The 25173-nt window shown below is 56.8% G+C and carries 22 protein-coding genes and 1 pseudogene; 11 read left to right on the top strand and 12 right to left on the bottom strand.

Features of this window, described 5'->3' with window-relative positions; genetic code table 11:
* Positions 1–65: 65 nt before the first annotated feature.
* On the bottom strand, positions 66–254 hold the full coding sequence (locus PZA18_RS17380) for a hypothetical protein (RefSeq protein ID WP_284102145.1): 189 nt from the start codon (positions 252–254) through the stop codon (positions 66–68).
* A gap of 306 nt (positions 255–560) precedes the next feature.
* On the opposite strand from PZA18_RS17380, the gene PZA18_RS17385 reads away from it, so the two are divergent.
* A complete protein-coding gene (locus PZA18_RS17385; RefSeq protein ID WP_284102146.1) occupies positions 561–791 on the top strand; it encodes a helix-turn-helix domain-containing protein in 231 nt (76 codons plus the stop codon).
* Positions 792–1095: 304 nt separating this feature from the next.
* On the opposite strand, the gene PZA18_RS17390 is transcribed toward PZA18_RS17385, so the two are convergent.
* The gene (locus tag PZA18_RS17390) at positions 1096–1455 is read right to left on the bottom strand and encodes a hypothetical protein (protein WP_284102147.1); all 360 of its coding nucleotides are present in this window, start codon (positions 1453–1455) and stop codon (positions 1096–1098) included.
* A gap of 142 nt (positions 1456–1597) precedes the next feature.
* Between PZA18_RS17390 and PZA18_RS17395 the strand changes: the two genes are divergently transcribed.
* Positions 1598–2131 (top strand): GNAT family N-acetyltransferase, encoded by a 534-nt coding sequence (locus PZA18_RS17395; protein ID WP_284102148.1) that lies wholly within the window; start codon positions 1598–1600, stop codon positions 2129–2131.
* Positions 2132–2560: 429 nt separating this feature from the next.
* On the opposite strand, the gene PZA18_RS17400 is transcribed toward PZA18_RS17395, so the two are convergent.
* Positions 2561–3724, bottom strand: coding sequence for an acyltransferase family protein (locus PZA18_RS17400; RefSeq protein WP_284102149.1), 1164 nt, complete (start codon positions 3722–3724; stop codon positions 2561–2563).
* A gap of 229 nt (positions 3725–3953) precedes the next feature.
* Between PZA18_RS17400 and PZA18_RS17405 the strand changes: the two genes are divergently transcribed.
* From PZA18_RS17405 to PZA18_RS17435, 7 genes and pseudogenes are all read left to right on the top strand, one after another.
* Positions 3954–4286: a DUF2185 domain-containing protein gene (locus PZA18_RS17405; protein WP_284102150.1), complete on the top strand. Its 333-nt coding sequence runs from the start codon at positions 3954–3956 to the stop codon at positions 4284–4286.
* A gap of 636 nt (positions 4287–4922) precedes the next feature.
* Positions 4923–6182: a PAS domain-containing protein gene (locus PZA18_RS17410; RefSeq protein WP_284102151.1), complete on the top strand. Its 1260-nt coding sequence runs from the start codon at positions 4923–4925 to the stop codon at positions 6180–6182.
* A gap of 15 nt (positions 6183–6197) precedes the next feature.
* A pseudogene (locus tag PZA18_RS17415) lies at positions 6198–6575 on the top strand (diguanylate cyclase domain-containing protein); the annotation flags it as partial.
* Positions 6552–7445: a putative bifunctional diguanylate cyclase/phosphodiesterase gene (locus PZA18_RS17420; RefSeq protein ID WP_407951196.1), complete on the top strand. Its 894-nt coding sequence runs from the start codon at positions 6552–6554 to the stop codon at positions 7443–7445. The pseudogene PZA18_RS17415 and the gene PZA18_RS17420, both read left to right, overlap by 24 nt.
* A gap of 270 nt (positions 7446–7715) precedes the next feature.
* Positions 7716–8117 carry a hypothetical protein gene (locus PZA18_RS17425; protein WP_284102152.1) on the top strand — a complete coding sequence of 134 codons (402 nt, stop codon included), beginning with the start codon at positions 7716–7718 and terminating at the stop codon, positions 8115–8117.
* A gap of 136 nt (positions 8118–8253) precedes the next feature.
* Complete coding sequence (locus tag PZA18_RS17430) at positions 8254–9219, top strand: ribonuclease Z (protein WP_284102153.1); 966 nt, start codon at positions 8254–8256, stop codon at positions 9217–9219.
* A 56-nt stretch (positions 9220–9275) separates the two neighbouring features.
* Entirely contained in the window at positions 9276–10172 is an 897-nt protein-coding gene (locus tag PZA18_RS17435) for a substrate-binding periplasmic protein (RefSeq protein WP_284102154.1), read from the top strand.
* A gap of 21 nt (positions 10173–10193) precedes the next feature.
* On the opposite strand, the gene mnmC is transcribed toward PZA18_RS17435, so the two are convergent.
* From mnmC to gspJ, 3 genes are all read right to left on the bottom strand, one after another.
* Complete coding sequence (gene mnmC, locus PZA18_RS17440; RefSeq protein WP_284102155.1) at positions 10194–12119, bottom strand: bifunctional tRNA (5-methylaminomethyl-2-thiouridine)(34)-methyltransferase MnmD/FAD-dependent 5-carboxymethylaminomethyl-2-thiouridine(34) oxidoreductase MnmC; 1926 nt, start codon at positions 12117–12119, stop codon at positions 10194–10196.
* Positions 12120–12181: 62 nt separating this feature from the next.
* The gene (gspK, locus tag PZA18_RS17445; RefSeq protein ID WP_284102156.1) at positions 12182–13111 is read right to left on the bottom strand and encodes a type II secretion system minor pseudopilin GspK; all 930 of its coding nucleotides are present in this window, start codon (positions 13109–13111) and stop codon (positions 12182–12184) included.
* Positions 13108–13695 (bottom strand): type II secretion system minor pseudopilin GspJ, encoded by a 588-nt coding sequence (gene gspJ / locus PZA18_RS17450; RefSeq protein WP_284102157.1) that lies wholly within the window; start codon positions 13693–13695, stop codon positions 13108–13110. Before gspJ ends, gspK begins: the two co-directional genes overlap by 4 nt.
* 424 nt (positions 13696–14119) lie before the next feature.
* Here gspJ and PZA18_RS17455 point away from each other — a divergent pair, with 424 nt between their 5' ends.
* Together PZA18_RS17455 and PZA18_RS17460 are read left to right on the top strand one after the other, a co-directional pair.
* Positions 14120–17485, top strand: coding sequence for a M60 family metallopeptidase (locus PZA18_RS17455; protein ID WP_284102158.1), 3366 nt, complete (start codon positions 14120–14122; stop codon positions 17483–17485).
* A 374-nt stretch (positions 17486–17859) separates the two neighbouring features.
* Positions 17860–21051, top strand: a complete 3192-nt coding sequence (locus PZA18_RS17460) for a M60 family metallopeptidase (protein ID WP_284102159.1) — start codon at positions 17860–17862, stop codon at positions 21049–21051.
* A 356-nt stretch (positions 21052–21407) separates the two neighbouring features.
* Here PZA18_RS17460 and gspI read toward each other — a convergent pair whose 3' ends face one another.
* The 6 genes from gspI to PZA18_RS17490 form a co-directional block, all read right to left on the bottom strand.
* Positions 21408–21785: a type II secretion system minor pseudopilin GspI gene (gene gspI, locus PZA18_RS17465; protein WP_284102160.1), complete on the bottom strand. Its 378-nt coding sequence runs from the start codon at positions 21783–21785 to the stop codon at positions 21408–21410.
* Complete coding sequence (gspH, locus tag PZA18_RS17470) at positions 21775–22317, bottom strand: type II secretion system minor pseudopilin GspH (protein ID WP_284102161.1); 543 nt, start codon at positions 22315–22317, stop codon at positions 21775–21777. The genes gspI and gspH overlap by 11 nt, the downstream gene beginning before the upstream one ends.
* Entirely contained in the window at positions 22286–22723 is a 438-nt protein-coding gene (gspG, locus tag PZA18_RS17475) for a type II secretion system major pseudopilin GspG (RefSeq protein WP_308447416.1), read from the bottom strand. The genes gspH and gspG overlap by 32 nt, the downstream gene beginning before the upstream one ends.
* Positions 22724–22927: 204 nt before the next feature.
* Positions 22928–23260 (bottom strand): nucleotide pyrophosphohydrolase, encoded by a 333-nt coding sequence (locus PZA18_RS17480; protein WP_284102162.1) that lies wholly within the window; start codon positions 23258–23260, stop codon positions 22928–22930.
* 2 nt (positions 23261–23262) lie between these two features.
* Positions 23263–24474, bottom strand: a complete 1212-nt coding sequence (gene gspF / locus PZA18_RS17485) for a type II secretion system inner membrane protein GspF (RefSeq protein WP_284102163.1) — start codon at positions 24472–24474, stop codon at positions 23263–23265.
* Between the two features lie 111 nt (positions 24475–24585).
* Entirely contained in the window at positions 24586–25164 is a 579-nt protein-coding gene (locus tag PZA18_RS17490; RefSeq protein WP_284102164.1) for a hypothetical protein, read from the bottom strand.
* Positions 25165–25173 lie beyond the last annotated feature (9 nt).

The raw sequence follows: 25173 nt of genomic DNA on the forward strand, positions 1-25173 counted from the left end.
TATCCCGCCAATTCCATCATCAGCAGCAGCCCGATAAAGGTCGCTCTTGCGTAAATCAGGGTGTTTCAGGCAAGCGTGGCATGGCCAAGCCGTTTGTTGTTGACGACCATCAGCGCACCGCCGGCCACCACCGTGCCCAGAAAAGCGGCTATCACCATGCCGCTGGTTTTGTGGGGTTTATAATCTATTTCATTGGTATTCATTTGTTTTATCAGTATTTTCTCTTTGTGTCTTCCGTAAATATTGTCTAACACTGCTCAAGCCTTTAGCACCCATTACAACTGGGTTCTGACTTGTCTGATTTGAAAGGGTCGAAATTCTCTGTGAGTTTCATCGAACAATGCAAGCCCGCTGGTCTGGGGTCTTTTTCTCTGATTGGCTCGATATTATGGTGGACAATCGTTCTCTTCTCAATAGCGTCGATTTGTTCCCCGTTGCGCGCAAAGACCGCTATCAGTAGCCAGCCTTGCCATGTCAAGGTCAGAAGTTGTCACTCATAGAGCGTGGCCTGATAGCGGTCTTGATTCCAGCATCTTTCCTTTTTAGCCGGGGAAGATGGTTTGGGGAGCGATCCGCTGAGTTTGTTTGGGCGCCGCTTGGTGCAGTTGCGGCGGGAAAAGGGTTGGTCGCAAGAGAAGCTGGCGTTGGAGAGTGGAATCGCCCGCAGTTATCTGGGTGGGGTGGAGCGTGGTCAGCGCAATATTGCGCTATTGAATATCTGCGAGCTGGCCGACGCGCTGGCGGTGCCGGCAGGCTCTTTGCTGGAATTTGAACGGGTGGAAATTCCGTAATCGCGCGAGCAATGGAGTGGCGCTTATATTGGTGCTGAATTTTATGTTGCCGCTATTTGGATTTGGCGCTGGTTTTTAATACATCCTTTCCGCCAGATACAGAAAAAGCCGCTTATTTTTGCGGCTTTTTCTTGTCTAGATTTTTCAGCTATTAAATCAATCATCCCACTTCATTGGAATGGATTCGACACTTGGGCGCCATGCTCTTAGGCGTCAGGTAGCGCCGCCGGCATCTGTGTCACCCCGAATATCGCCGATCGCCCCATTCTGGACAAAGTGGCTGATGCGCCGACAGACATACAGGCTAGGTGGTCGTCGATTTCTCGAAGATCTTCCACATACCAGGCGCCATACTTGAAAACTCTTCTAACCACTCCTCGGCGTCAGCGCGTGTCGTGAAGTACATATCCGCACCACTGCCATACAAACCGACCCCTTCTGGTTTGACTGGCGCGATGACAAATCCAAGCTCAGCCACCACCAACAACTTGGCACCTTGATCCAACTCAATCGGCACCGCCTGCTCGAAAGCCTTGACCTCAAACTGCTTGTCCGGCGGCCGTTGCCGGTCGCGCGTGCTGACAATGTCGCGGATCATCGCGAGCGCATCGGTTTCACTGGCATATATGTCGTGCAGCCGGCCGGCAACGAAGTCCTCGGGCATTTTGAATCTCCTAATGTTCAGGGTCGGCCATGATGGCCATGCTGTGGCAGGACTCTTTATCATTTTTAGACTCTGGTGACGCAACCAACCGAGGGTATCCTTACTCATCTATTGGATGTCAGACATAGAAAGGCCCCTTGTTATGCCAAGAGAGAATATTGAAGTACGACCCGCTGCCATCACCGAACAGCGACCTCTATTCAGGATGCTGGAGCTTTACCAATATGATCTGTCCGATATCTGGAACCAAGAACTCGACAACAACGGGGAATATGGTTATGCCTTGGAGCGTTACTGGGCAGCCGCCGATTGCTACCCCTTTATTGCCCTGGTTAACGGGCATTACGCAGGCTTTGCGCTGGTAGATGGGGCAACAAAGATTGCAAGCTCCGGCTATTGGATGGATCAATTCTTTGTTTTGAAGAAATACCGCCGGGCAAGTCTTGGCCGGGCCATCGCGTTGAAGGTCTTCTCTGCTTTGCCAGGTTACTGGGAAGTCGGCCAGATGACTCAAAACGTGTTAGCCCAACGCTTCTGGCGGTCTGTGATTGCTGAGCACTGCGGAAACTATCAGGAACACACGCTGACTAGTGGCTGGTGGCAAGGCGTTGTGCAGTGTTTCAACAGTGAACTGCACCAATCCATGCCAAGTCCTTCAGTCGATCAATGTAAGTAGGTTTGAGTAACGCAGAATGTGCGTATTTATACGCAGAGGAGTAAGTCACGCCACCCCGGCAAGCCACTCCGCCTTCCAGATTGCATTGCTTATTCCTCGCTCGCTTATATACGTCTTTAGGTCTACAAAAATAGCAAATCCCTAATCCAAATAACTATAATTTTAAGCCAAAATATTCAAATACTGACAAACAACCAGACTACGTCAACATAGCCTAGCGGCATCCGACCCCTCTGCTTATTAATAAAACAGAGGGGTCGTTGCTTTTACACTCCAAACTCGGCATGAGTATTGATCAGGACACCTAGCATTATCAGCCGGTCACCCCTCGGCAATAGAAATGCTTTTTGAGCTGGCATTTCTTGCAAATCAGGCGAGCAAGAAATGTGACGTATTGGAAAAATACGTTTTAGCTAATCTGCGCTTTCATTATCCATTGCCCATCAGAGATACGACAAAGCGCCCGGATTTTCGATCGACGAAATATTCGCGCAGGCTACGGTTGATTGGCTCGGAGAAGTAGCGGGATACCAGTATTGCTATCCAGGCTGAAAGTGCGACAAAGGCAATGAATAGTGGAAGCTTGAAATAGTAGCCCACTTGTTCTGCGGTCACCACATTACGCAGCGCAGCCAGAATGATGATATGAAAGAGATAGATTTCGTAGCTGTATTTACCCAGGCTTCTCACCCATGCGGTGAGTCGGCCTGTCATCCAGCCATGATTACCCTGGCTGGAAAAGGCAAATAACAAGCCGGCGGTAGATAGCGCTATTAGCGTGAATCCAAATACTTCATTCCCGCCAATGCCTTGCAGATATACGGCTATCAATGCAAGCCCTGAAATCAGGGTAAGTGCCTGATTGGCGGGGCCATTTACCTTCAGGCGACTGGCGAGTATGGCGGTGAGGCAGCCTATGGCAATGGCGTCGAAACAAGCGAGGTAGCCATACATATAATAGATTTCGTTTTCTGTATGCTGGCTTCGGTAGATGGGCCCGATAATCATGGCAGTCATGCAGAGGGCAATGATCAGGCTGGTTTTACGCAAAAGCAGGCAGGCCAGAGGAAATGCAAGATAAAACATTTCTTCTACAGATAGGGACCAGTAAACATTCAGGCAGTAGTTAAAATAGCCGACTGACGCCATCAGGGCATTGTGCCAGAAGCTCAGCACCGACCCGGCCGCCACGATGAAATAGCTGGCAGGGAAGTTTTTACCATCGTCGGTATTATTGAAATAAGGCAGATCAAAGCAACCTGCCGCAACAATGATACTCACGGCCAAAAGCAGGCTTGGCAGTATTCGCGCCATTCGATAAATATAAAAACTGCGCAGGTTGATGTTTTTCAGCTCTCCCCAGCGATTGATGGAGTGGACGGTAATCAAAAACCCGGAAATGACAAAGAATATGGTTACGCCGTAATTGCCGTTGAATACCAAGGTTTTTAACCAAGGGGTGGGGATCAGGTCTCCAAGCGGGCTTTTTCTGAAACCATATGCGAGTGCATAGTGCAGAATCAGAACCAGCAATATGGCTACCCCGCGCAGGAAGTCGATTTTGGCATTACGGCCAATTGGATTCGTATTCAAATGGCTATCCTTTGGTTGTTTTATGTCTGACAATTACCCGAATCTCCGCTATTTTCAGGCGTATGGGATTTTGCATTATCCCGGAAATATCGGGCAAACCGGAATATTTCAATGCCAGGCCTGTGGCGGTGAGTTTTGAATCGTTGCCCGCCACCTATCGTGGCAGGTAGATGTCTGGGCCGACGTAAAGCGGTGGTATGCTATGGCTTCCTACGTTCTAAACAGAAATATGAGCAAGCATTACAAAATCGAGAAGAAAGACATCAAGCCACTGGCCACTGGCCACGGTCTGTGTGTGGCCACCGATCTGATTACCGTGGAGGGCCAACCCATTGGTTATATGGTTCGTGAAGAACCCGAAGACGATCAGGATAGTGGATGGCGTTTTTTTACGGGGAATGAAGACGACCGTTATATCGACAACCCGAAGAACTTCAGCCTGCTTGATGTGAATGTGCTGGCGAATTACGACCCTTCGATCATTCCGTTGCTGGATTCGCCCATTGGCGCCGCCTTCGACAAGGGGGATAACGGCGTGTACTACGATGCCAACGAGGATTGATACCCTCTCGGCCCGCATCTGAAAACCAAGCTCACCAAGAAGCCGCCCCGCTGGGCGGCTTTTCTATTTCTGACGATGCCCTCCGGTTTCCGACCTTGCGTCGGAGCACTGCCTTGGTGCGCCAACGACGCCTTGCTTTCGCTCCCCCCCTAACCAATGATTAAGAAGCCGCTTGTGCTACAAGCACTTGCCTGATCTTGCAGTGCAATATTTTGGCAAAGTACCCCTGTTCAACGGTGGTCAGCAAGCACTAGGCTCTGTTGACATTTTATTTCCGGATCGCGTTTCGTCGGATTTGGGCCTGATGCTAGGCAAAAAGCGCGCCGCTTAGTGAGCTAAGCAAGCGATTTTTAACGCGGCAGCAGGCCCAAATCCGGCGAAACCCTCCGGGCCGGGTCGAATTTTGGGGCATGGCGTCGTTAAGGTTCGTTTATTTAGCTCGCTAAACCGCACTCACCCTGTCTCGCCCTGCCCCAAAATTCGGCCCGGCGCGACCGGAAACAAAACGTCAACAGAGCCTAGGCTGAGTATCAGAACTTGTTGCTTTGGGCGGCATGACAGGTGTCGTTCCCGTCTGCTGGCGAGCGCGCTTTTTGCAAACGATTTTTCGGGCCTGACCACCGAAGAGACTTCCTCATGTTTGAAAAAACAACGGGCCGTCGCCGGCCGGTGATTCTTGTGATTGACGATTCCCCCTCGACCACCCAGCTCCTGAGCTTAGCCGTGGCAGATATCGGGGAAGTCTGGACGGCAGGAAACGGCATGCAAGGGCTTGAGCTGGCTCGGGATAAACGTCCTGACCTGGTCTTGCTCGATATCGAGATGGCGGGCATGGATGGCTATGCAGTCTGCGAAGCCATGAAGGCCGACCCGATCACCGCTGACTGCGCCATTATTTTTGTCACCGGCCACGATGCCACGGTGCACGAGGTGCAATCGCTGGTCAGTGGTGGCCTCGACTTTCTGACTAAGCCCCTGAATGTGCCTGTGGTTCGCGCCAGGGTCCAGATTCAGCTCAAGCTCAAATACCAAGCCGATGCGCTGGCACGCGCCCAGCGAGACCTCGCCAGCGTGGTTCGTAATCTGCCGGCCTTTGTTTCCTATTGGGGAATGGATCTGCGCAACCGCTTCTGCAACGATCCGGACGGCCACTGGTTTGGTCTGACCGCCCGAGCCATGCGCGAGCAGCATCTTGAGAGCGTACTGGGTGCCGCAGCGTTCGCTACCGTGCAGACGCCTGTTGAGGAGGTGCTGAAAGGCAAGCAGTCTTCGTTTGAGCTGGTGCTTGAGCCGCCAGGCCAGCCTTTGCGTTATGTGCAGGCTTCATTGATTACGGGTCGTACCGAAGGAACGATAGACGGCTTTTTGATGCTGTTGACAGACATTACCGACCACAAAGTCGCCAAGCAGGCCCTGCATAACGAAAAGGAACGTTTTCGTACCATTTTGAGTTCCATTGGCGACGCCGTGGTGGTGACCGACAACCAGGGCAGCATCATGTTCGTGAATCCAATCGCTGAGGAAATGACCGGCTGGCAGAGCTGCGAGGCCATGCAAAGGCCCATCGAAGACGTCATGCCTCTGCACGATGCGAACTCTGGCGAGCCGGTGCGCAACCCGGCGCGTATTGCGCTGCAGGAAAACCGCATCATCGGTGTCACCACCAATTACATGCTGCAATGCCGCAATCAGCGAGAGTGGCCGGTCGAGACTTCGGCTTCTCCGATTCATGACCATGAAGGCAACCCGGCCGGTGCGGTAATGGTTTTCCACGACGTCAGCGCCGCCAGGGCCTTGGCGATCAAGATGACCCACCTTGCCCAGCACGATGTGCTGACCGGCTTGCCCAACCGCATTCTGCTTGAGGACCGAACTGTGCAGGCTATGGCCATGTAACGCCGGGAGGGCAAGCGGGTCGCCATGCTGTTCATCGACCTGGATCACTTCAAGTTCATCAACGACTCACTGGGCCATGCCACCGGCGATGAGGTGCTTCGCCAGGTGGCGCAACGTCTGCGCAGTCGCCTGCGAGACAGCGATACCATGAGCCGGCGCGGGGGCGATGAATTCGTCGTCCTGTTGCCGGGTCTGGACAGCGTTGAACAAGCCGGCACCATCGCCGAAATGCTGATTGGGGAAACGGCCAGTCCTTATGTGGTTGGTAATAACAAGTTCGGCCTGACTTTCAGTATTGGTATCAGTTTGTTTCCTGATGACAGTGACGATCAGGAAACCTTGCTGCGCCATGCCGATGCGGCCATGAATCTGGCCAAGCAGACCGGCCGTAACCGATACCAATTCTTCTCGCGCGATATTGAAGACAAGATGCGCAAACGTTATGCGCTGGCCCATCAGTTGCGGCACGCCATAGAAAAGCAGCATTTCGAGGTGTTCTATCAAGCTAAAGTCGATATTGCCCGCCACACCATCGTCGGCCTGGAGGCGCTCGTCCGTTGGCGGCATGAGTCGGGACGGCTGATCTCACCCGGTGAGTTCATTCCGCTCGCCGAGGAAAGCAATCTGATCGAACCGATAGGCCAGTTCGTGCTGGTTCAGGCTTGTCGTCAGGTCTATGCCTGGCACCAGCAGGGCCAGAGTGTGCCCGTGTCGGTAAATGTCTCTGCCGTGCAGTTTCTGAATCCGGTTTTCCCCCAGACCGTCCACGACGCATTGCTGCAAAGCGGCCTGCCTTCCCGTCTGCTTGAACTGGAAATCACCGAAGGTGTGCTGATGCACGACGTCGCGGCGGCACGTGTCACCCTGGAGAAACTGAAGCAGCTCGGGGTGCGGTTGGCGATTGATGATTTTGGTACGGGCTATTCAAGCCTGGCGTATCTCAAGCGTTTTCCGGTGGATGTGCTGAAAATCGACCAGTCATTCGTACGCGACATGCTGACCGACACCGGCGACTCGAAAATCATCAGCGCCATCATCAATCTGGGGCGAGGGTTAGGGATGGAGCTGGTAGCAGAAGGCGTCGAGCAGCAGGCGCAGGCCGATGCCCTGCATCGGCTCGGCTGCACCATCATGCAGGGCTTCCTGTACTCGCGTCCGGCACCGGCGGCAGAAGTCGGCAAAGTGCTGTCCCGGCTCACGCTCCCCACCCCAGGGTCCGTGCCCATCGTCAAGCCGGATGTCCGCCACCACGCTAACCCCTGAGGTCTTGGCGACGCCTGGACGCTGTGCAGTGGCGCCGCCATCCCACTGCCGCACTCGGATGCGGCACAAATATTCATATTCCACAATTGGCCGTATTGCATTTGACCAGACCCGGCCTCTCGCTGTATTAATCGCATTTACCTGAAAACACCTGCATTAAAATAATCTGCACGATTCAATTTAAATGATCAGGGTTTATCAACACATTCTTATATTGCTTACAACAGTGAATTGCCACGAATTACTGGCAATCCGAAAAGGATATATCTCATGAAGCCTATTTTTCACCTGATGATTGTCGGCACGCTGTCGGCTGCCCTATCCAGCCCGGCGCTGGCAAACCCCAAGCATGATCTGGCCCGAGAGCTGATCGACTGCGGCAATACTTACAATGCCTTGTCTCTGGTTGTTACCGCGAGCAAGCAGGCCGCTTTACGTGAGGTGGGTAGTAATCTGCTTTTGGAAGCAATGAAATACCTCGATGGGGATAATGCATTTTATGATCGCGAACTCGGCAAATCCGCCGAGAAAGTTTCTGGGGATGTTGTAGGTGCCAATGCAGAAAAGCGTGCAGGAATGGCAAAAGCCTGCAGCCGCTTTCTGGGTGAAGGCAGTATCGAGAAAATCCTGCAGGAAAAGCTATCGGCAGAGAAAAATTCCACCAAGCCGTAACATTCATTTGTCATTGAATATTCAATGAATTTTCCATTCCAATCATGATGACGCCAGCCACCGCGCAACAAGCCGTGAACTTTCGTCCGCACAGGTAGACCAATCGACCAGTTCAATAATAAATAAACATAAAGCTATGGAAATTACCTTTCTCGGTACCTCATCCGGTACCCCAACCCGCACCCGCAATGTGTCAGCCGCAGCCTTGCGGCTCGTGGGCAGCCGTGATTGGCAACTGATCGACTGCGGGGAAGCCACTCAGCACCGACTACTGGCCACCCCCTACTCACTTCGCACGCTATCGGCGATTTTCATTACGCACGTGCATGGTGACCATTGTTATGGCCTGCCTGGGCTACTGGCCAGCGCCCAGATGGCCGGTCGCTCAGAACCGCTGACCATTGTCGGCCCAGCCGGTATCCGTCAGTTCGTTGAGGCTGTGGCTCAACACACCGAGCTGTACCTTGGCTATGAGATTCAATGGCTATTGCCTGAAGAGGCCCATCTGGCGCAGACCGGCTCTGGCTTGAAAGTCCAGTCCGTTCCACTATCACACCGGGTGGAATCCTTTGCCTATCGTTTCACCGAGCCGGAGCAGGCACCCCAGCTGCTACACGAAAAGCTGATGGCAGAAGGGGTTCCTCCTGGCCCCTTGTGGGCTCAGATCAAGGCCGGGAAAGACGTCACCCTGCCAGATGGCCGTGTACTGCAAGCGTCCGACTTCCAGGCCGCCGCACGGCGTCCGCGCTCAGTCATTATTTCGGGCGATAACGATGATCCAAGCAGGCTGACCACCGCCTGTGACGGGACCGATGTACTGGTGCATGAAGCAACCTACACCCAGGCAGTACTGGAAAAAGTTGGCGCCGGCCCACAGCACTGCTCGGCGGAGCGCATTGCCCGCTTTGCCAGCCAGGTGGGCTTGCCCAATCTGGTTCTGACTCACTTCAGCCCGCGCTATCAGGACTCGGCCGATGCCACAACGTCGATCGAGGAGATCCGGCAGGAAGCCGCCGCGCACTATCACGGACGTCTCTCCCTGGCCTGCGACTATGCCAGCTACCGACTGGACCGTGATGGCGTGTTGAGTGTGCAGGCATGAAACGTGCTGCTTCGAGACGCGGCGGACCGGTCTGACCGCTAACACAGGGTTCAGCAATGTCTGCGCTCAAATCAGGTTTTGTGGGCGATAATTCGGTAATGGAAGCAGATTGTTTGGGTAACCGTGACAGACGTCACCTCAGAAAAGCGCTACGTGCGCTAACCGCCATGTGCCTGCTGGGGCTGGCTACGCAGGCGCAATCCACCTGCAGCCGGCCCTATACCGCCGTGGTCAGTCAGCTCGGGTATACCGCGTTTCAGGACGACAACGGCCAGCTGCGTGGCATTGTGGTGGATGTCTTTCACGAATTGGCGCAGCGTAGCGGCTGTCAGATCACCATCGAAGACATGCCCGCGCCCAGGGTTTCCGCCATGATGGGCGCCAATCAGATTGCCATGCTTGGCCTCGCCGCCCCGTTGCGTAACCCTTCGCCCAACGACATTTATATTCCCCTGCGCGCCGCCACGATTGATCTGATCATCCGTAGCGAATACGGCGCCAAGACACCGAATGCGGCGTTCACCAACCCCCGGGTGATATTCGGCACACTCCGAGGCGCCTCGTATGGCGGCTGGGCCGACAATTATCTGCGCAGCCTGCCGGAAAAACGGCGGGAGCCCACCGATTCGATACGGTCGATCTACCGCAAACTGGCTATCGGCCGGGTGGGTGCCACCTTTGGTTTTGCCGAGGTGTATCGGCTGCATGTGGATGAAATGCGTCTTGGCAACCAGCTGCGCATCGTCCCGATCCCCGAGGCACCGCGCGCCATCGGTGGCATTCTGATCAATTCCGGCATTGTCGATATGGCAGACGCCAAGCTGCTGCAACGCACACTGGAAATGATCCGCGATGATGGCAGCCTGCGGCGCATCACCGCCCAGTATCTGGGGGATGCCAAGGCGCGGGACGAGCTCTGGCGGAAAGATCGCGACGGCTCGAATAATCAGTAAGCGTCAGTAAACCTTCCGCGCTCAGCTGGTACGGGCTTCGCGCAGCCAGAATCGCGCCGGATCAATGGCATTGACCAGGTCGCTCTCCATTGGCAAGGCTTCGCTGCAAATCTGCGCTGCCAGCAACTCACCGGCCAACTGACTCCACACGACCCCACGGGATGCCAGCCCCAGCAAGGCATACAGCCCCGCCTGCCGTGGCAGATTGGCCAGGGTACTGCGTGCCGGATCGGCCGTCTGCAAAGCCGCAAAGTCAGGCACCGGCCCCACCATCGGCAGCCGATCCTTGGCCACACAGCGGAAACCGACGCGCCCCGCCAGTCCGGCCGGGTCGATCCCCTCCCCTGCTCCGGCAATCAAACGATTAAGCCGATACAGATTGCCGGCATGGCTATCGTGGCGCAGTGTGGGGTCCAGATCGCCATAATCGTAACTGGCGCCAATCAGATTCATGCCATCAATCGGCGGCAAAATATACCCTTCCCGGCACACCACCTGTGTCAGGGCCGGCACAGGTGGCACGGGTAAAATGGATACCTGACCGCGCAGGCGCCGGAGGGGCAAGCCCATGAGCGGCGCCAGCTCAATGGCTTCCCCACCCGCCGCCACCACCACCACCGGCGCCTCGGCAATCAGCCGGTCTTCCGCATCAAAGACCTGCCATGTCTCACCGTCCCGCTGCAGGCGTGCAGCGTGGGTTGCGTAGTGCCGTGTGATGGCCGCACCGCATTGACGCAGGCGCGCTTCACATAACGTGGGGGGGCTCAACCAACCACAACCGGGAAAATGCCAGCCGCCGCCTGTCACCGAGACATCCAGCAACTGTCTCGCGGCGTCCCGATCAAGATAGCGCACCAAACTCTCAGGCAGGCCGAGCAAGCCAACAGCCCGAGCCTGCTCAGCTTCATGTTTGTCGTCCTTGCCAATCTGGAAGACCCCGCAACGCTGCCAGCGTAAGCCATGAGGCTCCAGCTCCGGCCAGGCCCGCAGACCGTACAGCAGGCCCGCGCGCGACAGGCGGGCGGCCAGATTGTCATCCGCCGTTAACACGGGCATGAAAATCCCGGCCAGATTGCCCGACGTTTCCATCGCCGGGCCCGGCTGCCGGTCGATCAGCGCTATCTGCCAGCCCCGCGCCGCCAACCGGGCACAGGCCGCCGTCCCAGCCAGACCGGCGCCAATCACAATGGCGCGGCGTTCGCGACTGGCGGACGGCCTCTGGCCAGGTGGCGTTCGGCGTTGCGGCGCATACCGGCCTTGCAGGCGATCCCGCTTGCGGCCGTAGCCCGGCATCTTTTCGGTGACAAACCCGACATCGTGCAAAGCCTGCCGCACTGCAGACGCCACGGTATAGGTGGCCAGAGTGGCCTCTTCCGCTACCAGCCGGCTAACCGATCGCGCAAGGCTGGCTGACCACATATCAGGATTTTTTGCGGGAGCAAATCCGTCCAGAAACAAGGCATCCGCTTGCAGTACCAGCTTGGGCAGAATCTGCTCGACATCACCGAAGGCCAGCGTCAGGCAAACACGGCCGCCTGCCAGATGCAGCCGATGCAGACCCGCCACGGGCTCCGGCCACTGCGCCAGCAACTCAGCCGACAGCTCGGCAAGCTCTGGCCAGCGCTGGTGCAAAATGGCCAGATCAGCCCTGACAAAGGGGAATTTCTCGATCGACACAAAGTGCAGGACAGCATCAGGCTCAGCGTGCTCGCGCCAGGCTTGCCAGGTCGCCATGAAATTGAGCCCAAGGCCAAAACCGGTTTCCAGGATGGTGAAGCCGGCCCGTCCAGCCCAGCGGTCAGGCAGCCCGTTGCCGCCCAGAAATACGGCGCGGGCCTGGCCCAAGCCCCCGTCTACGGAGTGGTATACATCGCCAAATGCTTCGGAAAACGGCGTGCCATCGGCAGCCCAGGCCAGCCTGGCGGGCGTTATGGGGGTATAGCTCATGGAAATGACGTCAGAACAGGTAAGTTTGCGAAGGCCCGCATCGGATGCCGGGCCATGGAAAATCAGCGCCGCGCCAGCCAGATCAGCCGGGGAATGGTGTCGCCATTACGTTCGACCAGCGCCGAGTAGCTGACCGTCACCCGGCCGAACTTGGCATTGCTATCTATCTGAAAGTAGCGGCTGCCAACGGTGTATGCCTCGCCACGAAAGTTCTCCGCCACGTTCTGCGGCAAAGCAACCCGGAACGCCTCCAGGCCATCGAACGGTTTGCCGGTGCGAATGGGTGCCAAGGCAGCTGCATCAGCCGTACTCAGCCCCGGCACCAGCGCAGCCAGCAGCTCAGGCGGTGCGAAATTCACGTTCACTTGCGTCTGCTGTGGCAATACGGTGACAAAAGGCTTGAGGGCCGTGATCACTTCCGGCGTAAAGCCCTTGATCCGGCGGAGTTCGGATAGATCCTGCAAAAGCATGTTGGCCGCACGATAGGGCGGCGTCAGACCGAGATAGTCGCCATCTTCCGCCCCCCCTGGAAAGCGTACTTCGGCATCGATATCAATCCAGTCCAGCACGGCATTGGCCAGATCGGGTGAAAGATTGAGGTCGGTAAGCAGCCGTCGGAACACCGCGACATCCTGTTCGCTGGGCAGGCCGTTGTTGATCAGATTATTCAGGTTGAACTTGCCTTGCGCCTCATGAATGGAGCCCCCGGTCATCCCTTGTTCGACCGTAAGGTTATTGATCGGCACAGCCCAAGCCTCCCCTGCGTGGTCGTAATTGGTTTCGCGTGCATCCTTGCGCAGAAGAAAGCGGGAATAGTCGATCGCCGCCCTGGCCACGGTGCGCGCCTGCGCCAGATCGTGTTGATTTTCAACCTGACGCAACCACAGGCTGAACTGCCAGCCCATAAACGAGGCGACCGCTGCCACCAGCGCAGCCACGGCAACCGCAGTAATGATGGCAACGCCCTGCTGGTGTTTGAGTGTTGATTTCATGGCAAGGCAAGTAGGCGGGTAATGGTTTCACCGCTGGCCAGTGTGAGCTTCAACTCAACGCCACGCGGCAGGTTATTGGCAAAAGCAGCTTGGGGCCAGCGTGGGTGCCATTGCCCGCTGGGGTCGAGAAAGCGCACCTGTAGCGCCTTGACCTGATCCAGCAGCGTGTGGACCGCCGGCTCGGTGCGCGGCGCCTGGTCAATCACATCCCACAGCAGCATTTCCAGTTTGCCGTTTTTTACCCGATAGCCCACATGCACCAAACCGGCTGAGGGATCAAAGCGGATCATTTCCAGATTGGCATCAAACTCCTGCACCAACTCCGGCCCACCACGCACCGAGGGCTGGCCGACGCCACCGCGATCACGCCAGTTGCGATTGACGATCTGCGACACATCCTCGTCAAACCGGCCCAGAATCAGCGTGAGATCGCGCCATTTGCGGTTTTCGACATCCAGCCGCTGCTTGACCAGCAAAGTCTCGCTAACGCCGCGATAGGCGATGAGCGACATGACTGCAAACACAGCCAGCGCAACCAGAATTTCTATCAGGGTAAAGCCTTTGGGGATGCGAGAGGTATGCAAGTCAATTTCCTGAAGGGAATACATATATTAGGTTCTGCTGACGAAAGGCCTGCAAAACCCAGATAGCGCCACCCCAGCGAGGCGGAGGCGGAACCGACCAACTGCCCGCCCGTGGTGATACCAATAATTAAGGTGCCTGCCAAGCCTGTTTACGCGTTTTCCTGCCATGGCCTTGTCTCATGCCACCCAGGCAAGCGGTTTCAAGCAAGCCATCTGACCGTGGGTAAGTTAAAGAAAATCTAAAGTCATTGTGAAGACAAACTGCAAAATTGGCAGCTTGTGACAAATTATGTCAGGAAAACGTCAACTATTTACCATGGAGACCAGGATATTCGCTTGTCTGACAACGCATTAAAGACATTGGCATAGCTCGTGCTATATCAGGATACGCTAATAGTTGTTTGTCATTTACTGCGAGGTCCCCATGTCTGTTTTGAAATCGCTCCGTTTGCGCCCCACGCTGCTTACCGTGCTGGTAGCCAGCTCTTTCCAGGTCAGCGCCAACGCTGCTGAATGCGACAGCCCCACTTGGTACAGCGATGGGCGCCTGTGTCTGCCGGCCATCAATATCACTGCCGCCGGCTGGGTCGGACAATACGATGCCATGCTCCAGCAGGTGCCCAATAGTTCACCTGCCCGCTTTACCCTGCAGAGCCATACCGCCGGCAACAATCAACTCGGCATGGCAACCCTGAATCTGAGTGATGGCAGACTGGTTCTACCCTCACTCGAAATCCGCAGCGCAAACACTACTGCAGCCGGACAGAAACACCAGGTCGAGCTGCAGCTTGTCCCGCAGACCGATCCCATTCAATTCGTTTTGCATAACCAGAGCACAACCGGCTCAACCCCTCCTGCCACCAACCCGACTATCGAAAACAGTCGCCTGGTCCTGTCGGATGTGGCCGTTGCAATCCCTGGCAATAAAGTCCTGCAACATTACCGTGCCGAGTTCATGGTGATCGGTTCAGGCAGCAATCTGCAGCTGAAGCTGACCCGCGTTGATGCAGCCAATGCCACCAGCAACCCAAGCTTCTACTCTCTTTTTGACCAAAACCTGCTGATTCCATCACTGGTACTGGATGGCAAAACCGTCCGCGCCCTGTTCGCCCCTTCCAGCACAGGTTGGAAGCTGATATCGGCCACACCGGTCGAAGCCAAGGGTTCTGGCGGTGGCACGGGCGGCAATACCGGGGGAGGTACCGGAGGAAACACCGGTGGTGGCACGGGCGGCAATACTGGCGGTGGCACAGGTGGAAACACCGGTGGTGGTACAGGTGGCAATACCGGCGGTGGCACAGGTGGAAACACGGGAGGTGGTACGGGCGGCAATACCGGCGGTGGCACAGGTGGAAGCACTGGGGGTGGTACGGGTGGTAATACCGGCGGCGGCACAGGTGGGAATACTGGCGGTAGCACCGGCGGCAGTACTGGCGGTGGCACCACGACACCAACAACGGGTACAACTCCTCAAACCGGCTCCAGCCCGGAATCCATCCCGGCTGAAGAATTCTTCGTCAACTATGCTGACAGCGACATTGCCCGCCTGCTGAAAGGCATGAAAGTGGCCCCAGGCACAACCGACGGCATTCCTGGCGGCATGCGCATCTCCAGCGACCGTCTGTTCCCCTACGCTACCGCACTGGGTGACAGCCATCTGGGCGTGGCTGGCCGTTTGGGCAAAGGTCGTCTGTTCTTCTATGGCAGCTCTTTGATGATGCAGGCCATGGGCACTGGTGACGATGATGATCTGCACCGCCTGTTCGACAATGCTCTGGGCTGGCTGACCGAGCAAAGCGGTGGCGTCTATGACAAGGCCCTGGCTGGTGGCGCCAAGTTACAGATCCTCACCAAGGACAACACCCCATTCAAGACTCCCCATTCGCGCTACCCGGTTACCTTTACCAAGGTCGCTGAATATACCGCCACCAATCTCGATCCCAAGCGCTATCCGGTTATCGCGTTGAATTTCGACGTCACCGAGGCAGAAGTGAAGCTGCTCGAAAACTACATCCGCCAAGGTGGATCCGTCATGGTTCTGCGTTCGTGGTGGCCGTTGGAGAGCTACCCCTACGAGGCCGTCAAGAAGGCGGTCGCCCCGCGTAACGTGCGCTATCTTGATTATCCGCTGGCGCAGTTCTTCAAACGCCTCGGTCTGGAATTGGTCACCTGGGGTGACAAGAACTCGACAGCCATTCAGAACGGTGCCGACCTGAAGCTGACCTTCTCGCCAACGGCGCTTGACTACTGGGTCAAGTATCGTCAAGGCAGCACTACGTTGGCCAATATTCCTGGCCTGGAAGATCTGCCGGATGACGCCGCCCGGGAGAAGCTCTTGACCTCCGCAGCCTTCCCGCTGTTTAAAACCAATCCGAACCACCCGGCCTTGCAAAAGCTGATTGGCGCAGCCATGCCCAAGATGCAGGAGGCCCTGCGCAAGAGCAAAACCTTCAACTGCCAGGAGCCAAACGTCAAAGATAAGATCAATCTGGACTGCGAAGTGCTGCGCCAGTACTACGCGAACCTGTCTCTGGCACCGGGCCAGGCCGCTGATGCCACGGCTGACCTGTTCCCTGGCAAAGTTGCCAGCAGCGAGCGGGTCGGCAACATCTCGATCAAGCTCGATACCGCACCAGGGCATCAGTGGATGAGTACCGGCCTGTATGCAGCGCCGGGCGAGACCATCACCATCACCATCCCCAAAGGCAATGAGTTTGCGGTACAGCTTGGTGCGCATAAGGATTGGACCGGCCATCACACCACTTGGCGTCGCCCGCATCGCGTCGCGACCTGGATGGATCTGAAGGAAGGCGAAAATAAACTAAGCTCACCCTTTGGCGGCCTGATTTATCTGGTGCCGAACAAGCCGCAAGGCGTTGTCGATGTCACGATCGCCGGCGCAGCCCGCGCAGCGTTCTTCAAGGCAGGAGAAACCAGCGACGCGGACTGGAACGCCAATATCAAGAACTCCCCCGCACCTTGGGCCGAGTTGCAGGGTCGCCGCGTCATCATCACCGTTCCTGCGGAGGTGGCCCGGACGGTTACCCAGCCCGCTGCCGTGATGGCACGCTGGGACGCCATGGCCGATGAATACGACCGCTTCACCGGCCTCAGCCCGAGCGCCACGGAGCCACAGCATCAGTCCAGTCCACGCCAACATCGTTATGTGCCGGACATCGACATCAGTGCCGGTTACATGCATAGCGGTTACCCGATCATGACGTTTACGGACGTTCCACCCACCTGGGTCAAGCTGGATGGCAAGCCTTACCCTGGCGGCTGGGGGGAGTGGCACGAGCTTGGGCACAATATGCAAGGCAGCTTTGGCTGGGATGGATTGGGTGAGGTCACCAACAATATCCACTCGCTCAATATCCTGACCAAAAACGGCTATCCGGAGAACATCATCAAGCTCTACGCGACGGCAGACAAACTGTTCCTTGATCCGAACCGCGATTACGACGCCATCGAAGACGTCTTCTTGAAGCTGGTGATGTTCTGGCAGTTGAATCTCGCCTTCCGTGGCGATGACTTCTACACCAAGATGTACTCGTCTTACCGCGATCTGGGCAAGGCTGGGGTTCTGAAGGATGAGACATGGCCGACAACTTCAGATGGCCGCAAGCAGATGTTCATGTTCGCTGCCAGCAAGATCTCGGGTTACAACCTGCTCGACTTCTTCGATAAGTGGGGCCTGAAGCCAACTACAGATACCCGTGCCAAGATCGGTGCCCTCAATCTGCCCAAGCCACCGGTAGATCCAAGCAAGTGCCGCGAAGGCAAGTGCTGAGAAGGTAAGGGCTTCTTTTAATCACTCTTCCGTGCGGGGCTCCCAGCCTCGCACGGCTTTGCGCTTCCATCCTTGCAACCGGCACGCCAGCGTGCCCGGCCCAATCATCCCGCCTAATTATTAAGATTCATTTCAATAATCCAATTCCGCTTCTGAGCCGAACTTCGACATCAAATTAAATGCTATTTGCATATTTACTGAAAAATGTGACAAATTGCGTCATACGTCTGTGAATTAATACCCATTGGCAGCCATTTATTGGTTGAATCTTTACACATTTCCTTAACTATTCCTCTGGCATAGTTAATGCTAATAGCATCTTGCCATTTAGCAAAACTTACTAATGCGAGATGAAAATGCCTACGAACCGTTTGATGTCCCCCATACTCCTGGCCACGCTGATTGCTGGTGCCTTCCCTGCAGGTAGTCATGCGGCTGACTGCAATACCCCAACATGGTTTGGTGATGGCCGACTATGCCTGCGCGCTGTCAACGTCTCCTTGCCCGGCTGGGTCGGTCAGTACGACGCCCAGCTGCAACAGATACAGGGCAGCAGCCCCGCCCGATTTCGCCTCGAATCCAACAGCCTTAGTGCCGATCTGCCTGGCCTGGCCGCGCTTAACCTCAGCGACGGAAGACTGGTCCTGCCAACACTGGAAGTCCAGGAAGCCGGCAACACCAACCAGAAGCAGCAAGTCGAACTTCAATTGATACCGGCCACACAGCCCGCCGAATTCGAGCTGCGTTCACGCCAATCACTGCCGCCGCCCAGCAACACGCCTATCGTGGATGCCACCAACCGCCTGACACTCACCGATGTCGCCGTAACGGTCAGTCCAAGCCAACCAGCCCAGCACTATCGTGCAGAGTTCACGGTTGTGAGTCGGGGTGGAACCACCTTGCTGCGGCTAGTGAAGGTGGAAGCAGCCAACGCGAGCAACGCTCCGAGTTATTACTCTGTCGCGGATCGCCATTTGCTGATCCCGGCACTACAGCTGGAGGGCAAGCTGGTGCGTGCACTGTTTGCCCCGGAAACCGATGGCTGGAAGCTGATTTCAGCCATGCCCATCAATGACAAGGACGGGGGTAGCGGCAATGGCGGTACCAACACAGGCGGCAATGGCACTGGTGGCTCGGGCGGCGGAACGAATCCGGGAAATGGCTCCGGTGGCACCGGCAGTGGAACCGGCACGGGGACAGGTAACGGAAGTGGTACCGGTACCGCCACCACCAACCCTGAAACCGCCATGTTTTCCAAAACGGTTCCTTTGACCGAATCATTTACCAGCCATATCAGCAATGACATGGCCGTGCTCCTCAAAGGCATTACCCAGGTTCCACTCCCTTCTGAAAGCCGGGTCGGCGGCATCACCATTCATTCCGAACGGTTCTTCCCGGTTGTGTCCGGTGGCAACGACATGCACCTCGGTGCCGCTGCCCGTTATGGCGATGGGCGATTATTCGTGTACGGCAGCGGCGACCTGCGCTACGCGATGGAAACCTCGACCGCCGACGATCTGCATCGCCTCCTCGACAATGTCCTGACATGGCTGTCCACGCCTTCCGGCGGTGCCTACCAGAAGGCGCTGGCAGGCGGTGCCAAGATGAATATGCTGGTCAAGGAATCCGCCTGGGTGAAAACGGTCGATCCACGCTTTCCGGTCCGGTTTACTGTGGTGCCACGTTTTACGGCTGCCATGCTCGACCCCAAGGTGAATCCAGTGATCGCGCTGGGTTTTGATATGGACGAAGAGGAAACGGCATTGATCGAGGCCTACATCCAGAAAGGGGGGGCCGTGCTGATTTCCCGCAGTTTCTGGGCGCTGCAATCCTACCCACCAGCCTGGCTCGCCAAGCGCACCGCACCACGAGACCCCTACTTCCGCGACTACCCGCTGGCGCAGTTCCTTGAGCGCGTTGGCATGGGCATGCGAGCAACAGGGGATCGGGATACCCACGCCGTCACCAATCAGGATGCCCTGCGCCTGCATTACGCCCCCACTGCATTGAATTACTGGCTGAAGCTACGCAAAGGCGAGATCAAGCTTGATGACATCCCTGGACTGGATCCTCGCCTCAGCCCAAGCGAGCGGCTGTCCATTCTCGAATCCCGCGCTTTCAAGCTGGTGGATGGCAACGTCAACCACCCTGCATTGAAAGCCGTCCTGCAACCCGCGCGTGACAAGTTGTATGCCGCACTCAACAGCAAAGAGAAAAGCCTGAATTGCGAAGACACTACCAAGCAATATGCACGCACCATGGAATGCGAGCTGCTATGGCAATACTATCGCCGCGCCTCGCTCCGGCCCGGTCAGGCCACGGACCCCACCGCGTCCATTTTCCCCGGCAAGGTCGGTACCAGCGAGCGCCTTGGCAAGGTCAAGCTTCAGCTTGACACCAGCGCAGGGGACCAGTGGATGCGCACAGGCCTCTATCTGGCACCGGGAGAAACCATCACCATCACCATCCCGAAAGGTCTGGACATGAATGTCGAGGTTGGGCCGCACGACGACCAGCTCGATGGTCGTGACGAATGGCCACGCGCCCCCAAAGTCACCCAGTACGCCAAGCTGGTGGATGGCGAGAACCGGATCTCCTCACCGTTTGGCGGATTGATCTACATCGAACCGGAATTTGCTCAAGGTGTCGTTGAGGTTGAAATCACCGGTGCGGTACGCGCGCCAAGCTTCAAGGCGGGAGTCACCACCAATGCGGAGTGGAACAACACACTCAAGCAGCTCGACGTGCCTTGGGCAGAGATCGAAGGGCATCGCATCGGACTGGTGGTGCCCACGACAATGGCCCGAGCGGTACAAAAACCGACTGAACTGATGGCCCGTTGGGACGCCATGCGCGATGAGTACGATCGCTTTACCGGTGTTGCCCCAAACCTGCCGGAGCCCAATACGGCAACAGCCAGCCTCACCCGTTATGTATCTGACTTCGAAACCAGCGCAGGCTGGATGCACAGCGGCAACCCGATCATGGGGAAAGTCTCCAAAGCGAAGGATTGGCTGCTGGAGGACACCACCGCCCCCTACCCCGGAACCTGGGGAGACTGGCATGAGCTGGGCCACAACTACGACGGCTGGTGGGCATGGAACGCACTGAGCGAGGTTTCAAACAATGTTCACTCGCTGAATATCCAGACCAGGAATGGGCTGGGTGATGGCATGGATGCCAAGCGTACGGCCACTCTGGAAGCCTATTTTGCGCAACCCACCCGTGTCTTCGACAACATTGAGGACGGCCGGATCAAGCTGGCCATGCTGTGGCAACTCAATGTCGCCTTCGGCAGCAAGAACTTCTATCCGCAGCTCTACCAGGCACTACGCGAAGTCCGTCAGGGCAAGGGTATCTTGACCGGTGAAAAGTGGGTGAACGAATCTGGCTCCAGAAAGCAACTGTTCCTGCTGGCCTCGGCCAAGATCTCGGGCTACAACCTGCTGGGCTTCTACGACAAGTGGGGCCTGCAGCCCACCGCTGCTACCCGCAGCAAAATCGAAGCGCTAAACCTGCCCATGCCGCCGTTTGACATTACCCAGTGTCGGAATGGCAAGTGCTAGGCTGGGGCCTGCCGTGGCGTTGACTGCCAGGCTGCTGACTTGCCTTGCAAGCCTTACAGCCTGTGCGTCCAAGGGGAAAACCGCGTGGCTGACCTCCAAGCGGCGCGATTTTCGCCCTTGCGGCAAGCCTAAATCCGGCGAAACGTGATCCGAAAGCAAAACGTCCACAGAAAAAAATGGGCCAGCTGCCGTAGCGACTGGCCCGCTTTTTGGGGGTTGCGGAGACCCGATCAATCAAGGTCCCTCATGTATGGCAACTCAAACCCTGATAAGACGTTGGACGCGCCAACTCCCTGTTTATCCATTGCACAGGAAAAGCATCCGCCAAACCCAATCGTGCTCGGCTGACGCCCGACCTATTGCTGACGTTTGATATGCGCTAGAAAACCCACTAGCGTGGCGGAATCGTTCTGCGCCCCATCCGCCTTGACGCGGATCTCGACGCGCCGAAAAGAACGGTCCGGCGTCTCGCGGACGGACTCATGCCAGGTAAACTGCATGCCCGCCTGCTCTTCCCGGCCTTCGCGCTCGCCAACATCCGGCCACTCGCTAGATGCGGCATAGCTGGCCAGGCGATTCTGGGCCACCCAGCCGGCCGCCAGATGGCGGCGCAGGTCGATTGATCCGTCAATCACGCCACTGGTGGCACGAATTGCCGCAGCCAGGGCAATCCCCAGCACCGCCAGTGCCACCAGAACTTCTATCAAAGTAAAACCACGTTGCTCAGGGCGCACGTTGCAAAGCCTCCACCGAACCGATACTCAGACGCCCCATCGCATCGGCATCCAGCTGCACACGGCGTTCCTCATCAAGCAGCACCACGGTGAATGGGTCATTCACCCCGCTAGGCGAAAATAACAGGCGGCCACCAGGGGCCAGAGGCTGCCGATTCACACGCAACTCGCCAAAATGCTGCCCGTCGGCCAGATCGCGCTGCCGCAAACTGTCGTTATCGCTGATGGCAACCCACTGCGCCTGTTCATCCCGCTTTACAAAACGGTAGCCCAGCTTCTGCGGCTCCCAGGCCAGCTGGGCACCGCTGGCAATCGCCTCGTCACGGGCACTTTCAAACAACAGGCTAAGCCGTTCTGCCTCGCGTCGCAGACGAGCCTCTGCAGGTTCGCCAAACTTCACTGCCGCCAGCGCAATCACCACCGTAATGATGACCAGCACCACCATGACTTCAATCAAGGTGAAGCCCAGCTGGGGGAGTCGCCGTGGCGCAGTCACCGGATCAAAGTGCCCAGGAGCCGATATCGGCATCATATTTTTCACCACCGGATTGCCCATCCGCCCCATAGGACAGGATATCGATCTCCCCTTTCACGCCAGGATTGAGATAGATGTATTCGTTACCCCAAGGATCACGCGGCAGCTTGTCAAGATAAGACTTCCAGTTGCTGGGCGCAGGCGGGGCAGTCGGTTTTTCAACCAGTGCCCGCAAGCCCTGCTCGGAGGTGGGATAGCGGCCGTTGTCGAGCTTGTATAGCTTCAATGCTTGATTGATCGAACCGATCTCCTGCTTGGCAGCAGCCACCCGTGCTTCATCTGGACGGCTCATGATCTTGGGCACAACCAGAGCGCCAAGGATAGCCAGAATGGTGATCACGACCAGAATTTCAATCAGGGTAAAACCACGTGCGTGGCGAGGGGATGTTGCAGCTTTTTTCAATTTGGATCTCCCGTACAGGTATAAGTGTTTTGCAATAACGGTTGCTTAGGTTCTGTTGGTCTGTTATTGCCGGATCGCGCTTCGCCGGATTTGAGGCGGGCCGAGGCAGGGTGCGCGTGGCTTAGCACGCCAATAAGCGAACCCTAACGGCGCCCTACCCCAATGCTCGGCCCAGCGTGACCGGAAACAAACCGTCAACAGCGCCTAGCCGAGGCGTGACTTGACGGCCGGAAACCGGCCCTCATTCTTGCGGACTTTGGCCTCGACAGCTTCTGCCAGATCAATACCGTGGGCATTACAGAAACTCAGGCAATAAATCACGATATCCGCCAGCTCCTCGGCTACCTCACCCAGTTGCTCGGACGGCAGGACTTCTCGACCGTCCTGCCACTGAAAATGTTCCATCAACTCTGCCGCTTCAATCGCAATCGACATCGCCAGATTCTTGCCTTGGTGGTAAGGCTGCCATTCGCGTGCAGCGACGAAGTCGGCGACGAGACGCCTCAGATCGGCAACGCGGGTTTCCTTGTCATTCATGTTTACTTGACCATCTGATTCATTTCGAACACTGGCAGCAGAATCGCCAGCACAATCAACAGCACCACGCCCCCCATTGCCAGAACCATCAACGGGCCCAACAAGCTGGTGAAAGTGGAAACGCGTGCTTCAAGTTCACCCGTCTGCTGTTGGGCTGCCTTGTCGAGCATGGTTTCGAGGCGTCCACTGGCCTCACCACTGGCGATCAGGTGTACCAGAACCGGCGGAAAAACCTTGGCTCGGCCAAGCGCCGACGATAAGGTGGCACCTTCGCGCACATCTTTGGCAGCTTCGTGGACCACTTCCCGCAGGACGCGGTTCGACACCACACCCGCCGCTGCGTTCATGGCATTGAGCAAGGGCACTCCACTGCCGGTGAGAATCGCCAGCGTAGACGCCAGCCGCGCGGTGTTGGCCGCGCGCTCGAAGCGACCGAATAAAGGCAACTTCAATAACATGCCATCCACCTGGCGCCGCACTGATTCGTAACGCAAGGCCCGCTCAGCAACCACGCCCAGCACACCAAGCCCTATCGCGCCAATCACGCCCCATTCCTTGAGCCCCCCCGATACTGCCAGCAAAGCCCGCGTCAGCAGCGGCAACGTTTGTTTCGCACTCTGGAACACGGTCACCATTTGGGGTACCACCCAGGTCAGCATACCGATGATGACCAATAGAGATACGACCAATACCACGGCAGGGTAGACAAACGCCAAACCAACCTTGGAAGCCAGCGCCTGCCTGGCCTCGATATAGTCCGCCAATCGACCAAGCACTGCAGCGGACTTGCCGGACTCTTCCGCCGCACGAACCACGGTCCGATAGAGTTCGGGAAAGACCTTGGGTTGACGTGCCAATGCGGCGGACAGCGAGGAACCAGCGAGGATCTCACTACGCACAGCGGCCAGCACGTCCCGTTCCCGTGCCTGTTCTGCCTGCTCGATTGCCACGCTCAGCCCCTGTTCAATGGTCAGGCCCGCGTCAAGCAAGGTTGAGAATTGGCGGGTAAACAAAGCCAGTTGTGCCGTATTCAGGCCACGGCGACGATCAACTTTGGGGCCAGCATCCCCCGCCGTAATCTCGGCCAGATCGGTTGGCCACAGCCCTTGCTCACGCAAGCTGGCGCGAGCGGCGCGCAGGTTATCGGCCTCAATCACGCCGGACTGTGACTTTCCATCTGCGGCACGTACCGCGTCGTAGCGAAATCCCGCCATGGATACTCCTAATTCGTTTTTTGGTTGGCGCCATTCCGTCTGCCAGAGAGGTTAGTCTCTGGGTGTGCGCTGTTATCGCCTCAAAATTCTTGATGGAGTCCGTATCCGACCTCAGGCCTTGTTTGGCGCAGGCGCATCATTCCCCGGCAAGTCGGCCGGGCCGAACATCGCAGGGTCAAGCTCTATCATGCCGGTGCCTACCGCAATCTGCGCCAATATCAAGGTCACAACCACTGCAACCGGCAGGAACACCAGAATTCCGCCCACCACATAAGACTTGCGCACACCTGTTGCGCCCGCAATGGCATGGACCAGCACCACTAACCGGTAAATTGCGGCGATCAACGCCAGTGGCACCAGATCCAGCGCAGATACTGCTATTCCCAACAGCTGCACCGTTGACGCAACGACAATTAGCGGGAAGAGACTGCCATCGCCATTCCAGCGGTTTCCAAGCTTGAGCCACCAGCTCATCACAAACGTCAGTACCAGCACTTCCACCCATTGCACGATTGCCACAACCAGAAACTTGGCGGGCAAACTGGCATTCAGCAAAGGCAAACCCGGCGACATCATGGCAGCAATCAGCGTCAGCCAGACCATCGGCAACCAGAACGGGTAAACATAGTGCGACAAGGGCTTGACGCGCAACAGCGCCAGGCTCAGCGCATCGGACAACAATTTATTCATGACAACTCA

Origin of the sequence: Parachitinimonas caeni (assembly GCF_030129945.1) — a bacterium.
GTDB classification, from domain to species: domain Bacteria; phylum Pseudomonadota; class Gammaproteobacteria; order Burkholderiales; family Chitinimonadaceae; genus Parachitinimonas; species Parachitinimonas caeni.

Coding starts and splice junctions, on each gene's coding strand:
- PZA18_RS17390 (WP_284102147.1), bottom strand. CDS start 1,455: ATGCCCGAGGACTTCGTTGCCGGCCGGCTGCACGACATATATGCCAGT.
- PZA18_RS17395 (WP_284102148.1), top strand. CDS start 1,598: ATGCCAAGAGAGAATATTGAAGTACGACCCGCTGCCATCACCGAACAG.
- PZA18_RS17405 (WP_284102150.1), top strand. CDS start 3,954: ATGAGCAAGCATTACAAAATCGAGAAGAAAGACATCAAGCCACTGGCC.
- PZA18_RS17410 (WP_284102151.1), top strand. CDS start 4,923: ATGTTTGAAAAAACAACGGGCCGTCGCCGGCCGGTGATTCTTGTGATT.
- PZA18_RS17425 (WP_284102152.1), top strand. CDS start 7,716: ATGAAGCCTATTTTTCACCTGATGATTGTCGGCACGCTGTCGGCTGCC.
- PZA18_RS17430 (WP_284102153.1), top strand. CDS start 8,254: ATGGAAATTACCTTTCTCGGTACCTCATCCGGTACCCCAACCCGCACC.
- PZA18_RS17435 (WP_284102154.1), top strand. CDS start 9,276: ATGTCTGCGCTCAAATCAGGTTTTGTGGGCGATAATTCGGTAATGGAA.
- mnmC (WP_284102155.1), bottom strand. CDS start 12,119: ATGAGCTATACCCCCATAACGCCCGCCAGGCTGGCCTGGGCTGCCGAT.
- gspK (WP_284102156.1), bottom strand. CDS start 13,111: ATGAAATCAACACTCAAACACCAGCAGGGCGTTGCCATCATTACTGCG.
- PZA18_RS17455 (WP_284102158.1), top strand. CDS start 14,120: ATGTCTGTTTTGAAATCGCTCCGTTTGCGCCCCACGCTGCTTACCGTG.
- PZA18_RS17460 (WP_284102159.1), top strand. CDS start 17,860: ATGTCCCCCATACTCCTGGCCACGCTGATTGCTGGTGCCTTCCCTGCA.
- gspH (WP_284102161.1), bottom strand. CDS start 22,317: ATGATGCCGATATCGGCTCCTGGGCACTTTGATCCGGTGACTGCGCCA.
- PZA18_RS17480 (WP_284102162.1), bottom strand. CDS start 23,260: ATGAATGACAAGGAAACCCGCGTTGCCGATCTGAGGCGTCTCGTCGCC.
- gspF (WP_284102163.1), bottom strand. CDS start 24,474: ATGGCGGGATTTCGCTACGACGCGGTACGTGCCGCAGATGGAAAGTCA.
- PZA18_RS17490 (WP_284102164.1), bottom strand. CDS start 25,164: ATGAATAAATTGTTGTCCGATGCGCTGAGCCTGGCGCTGTTGCGCGTC.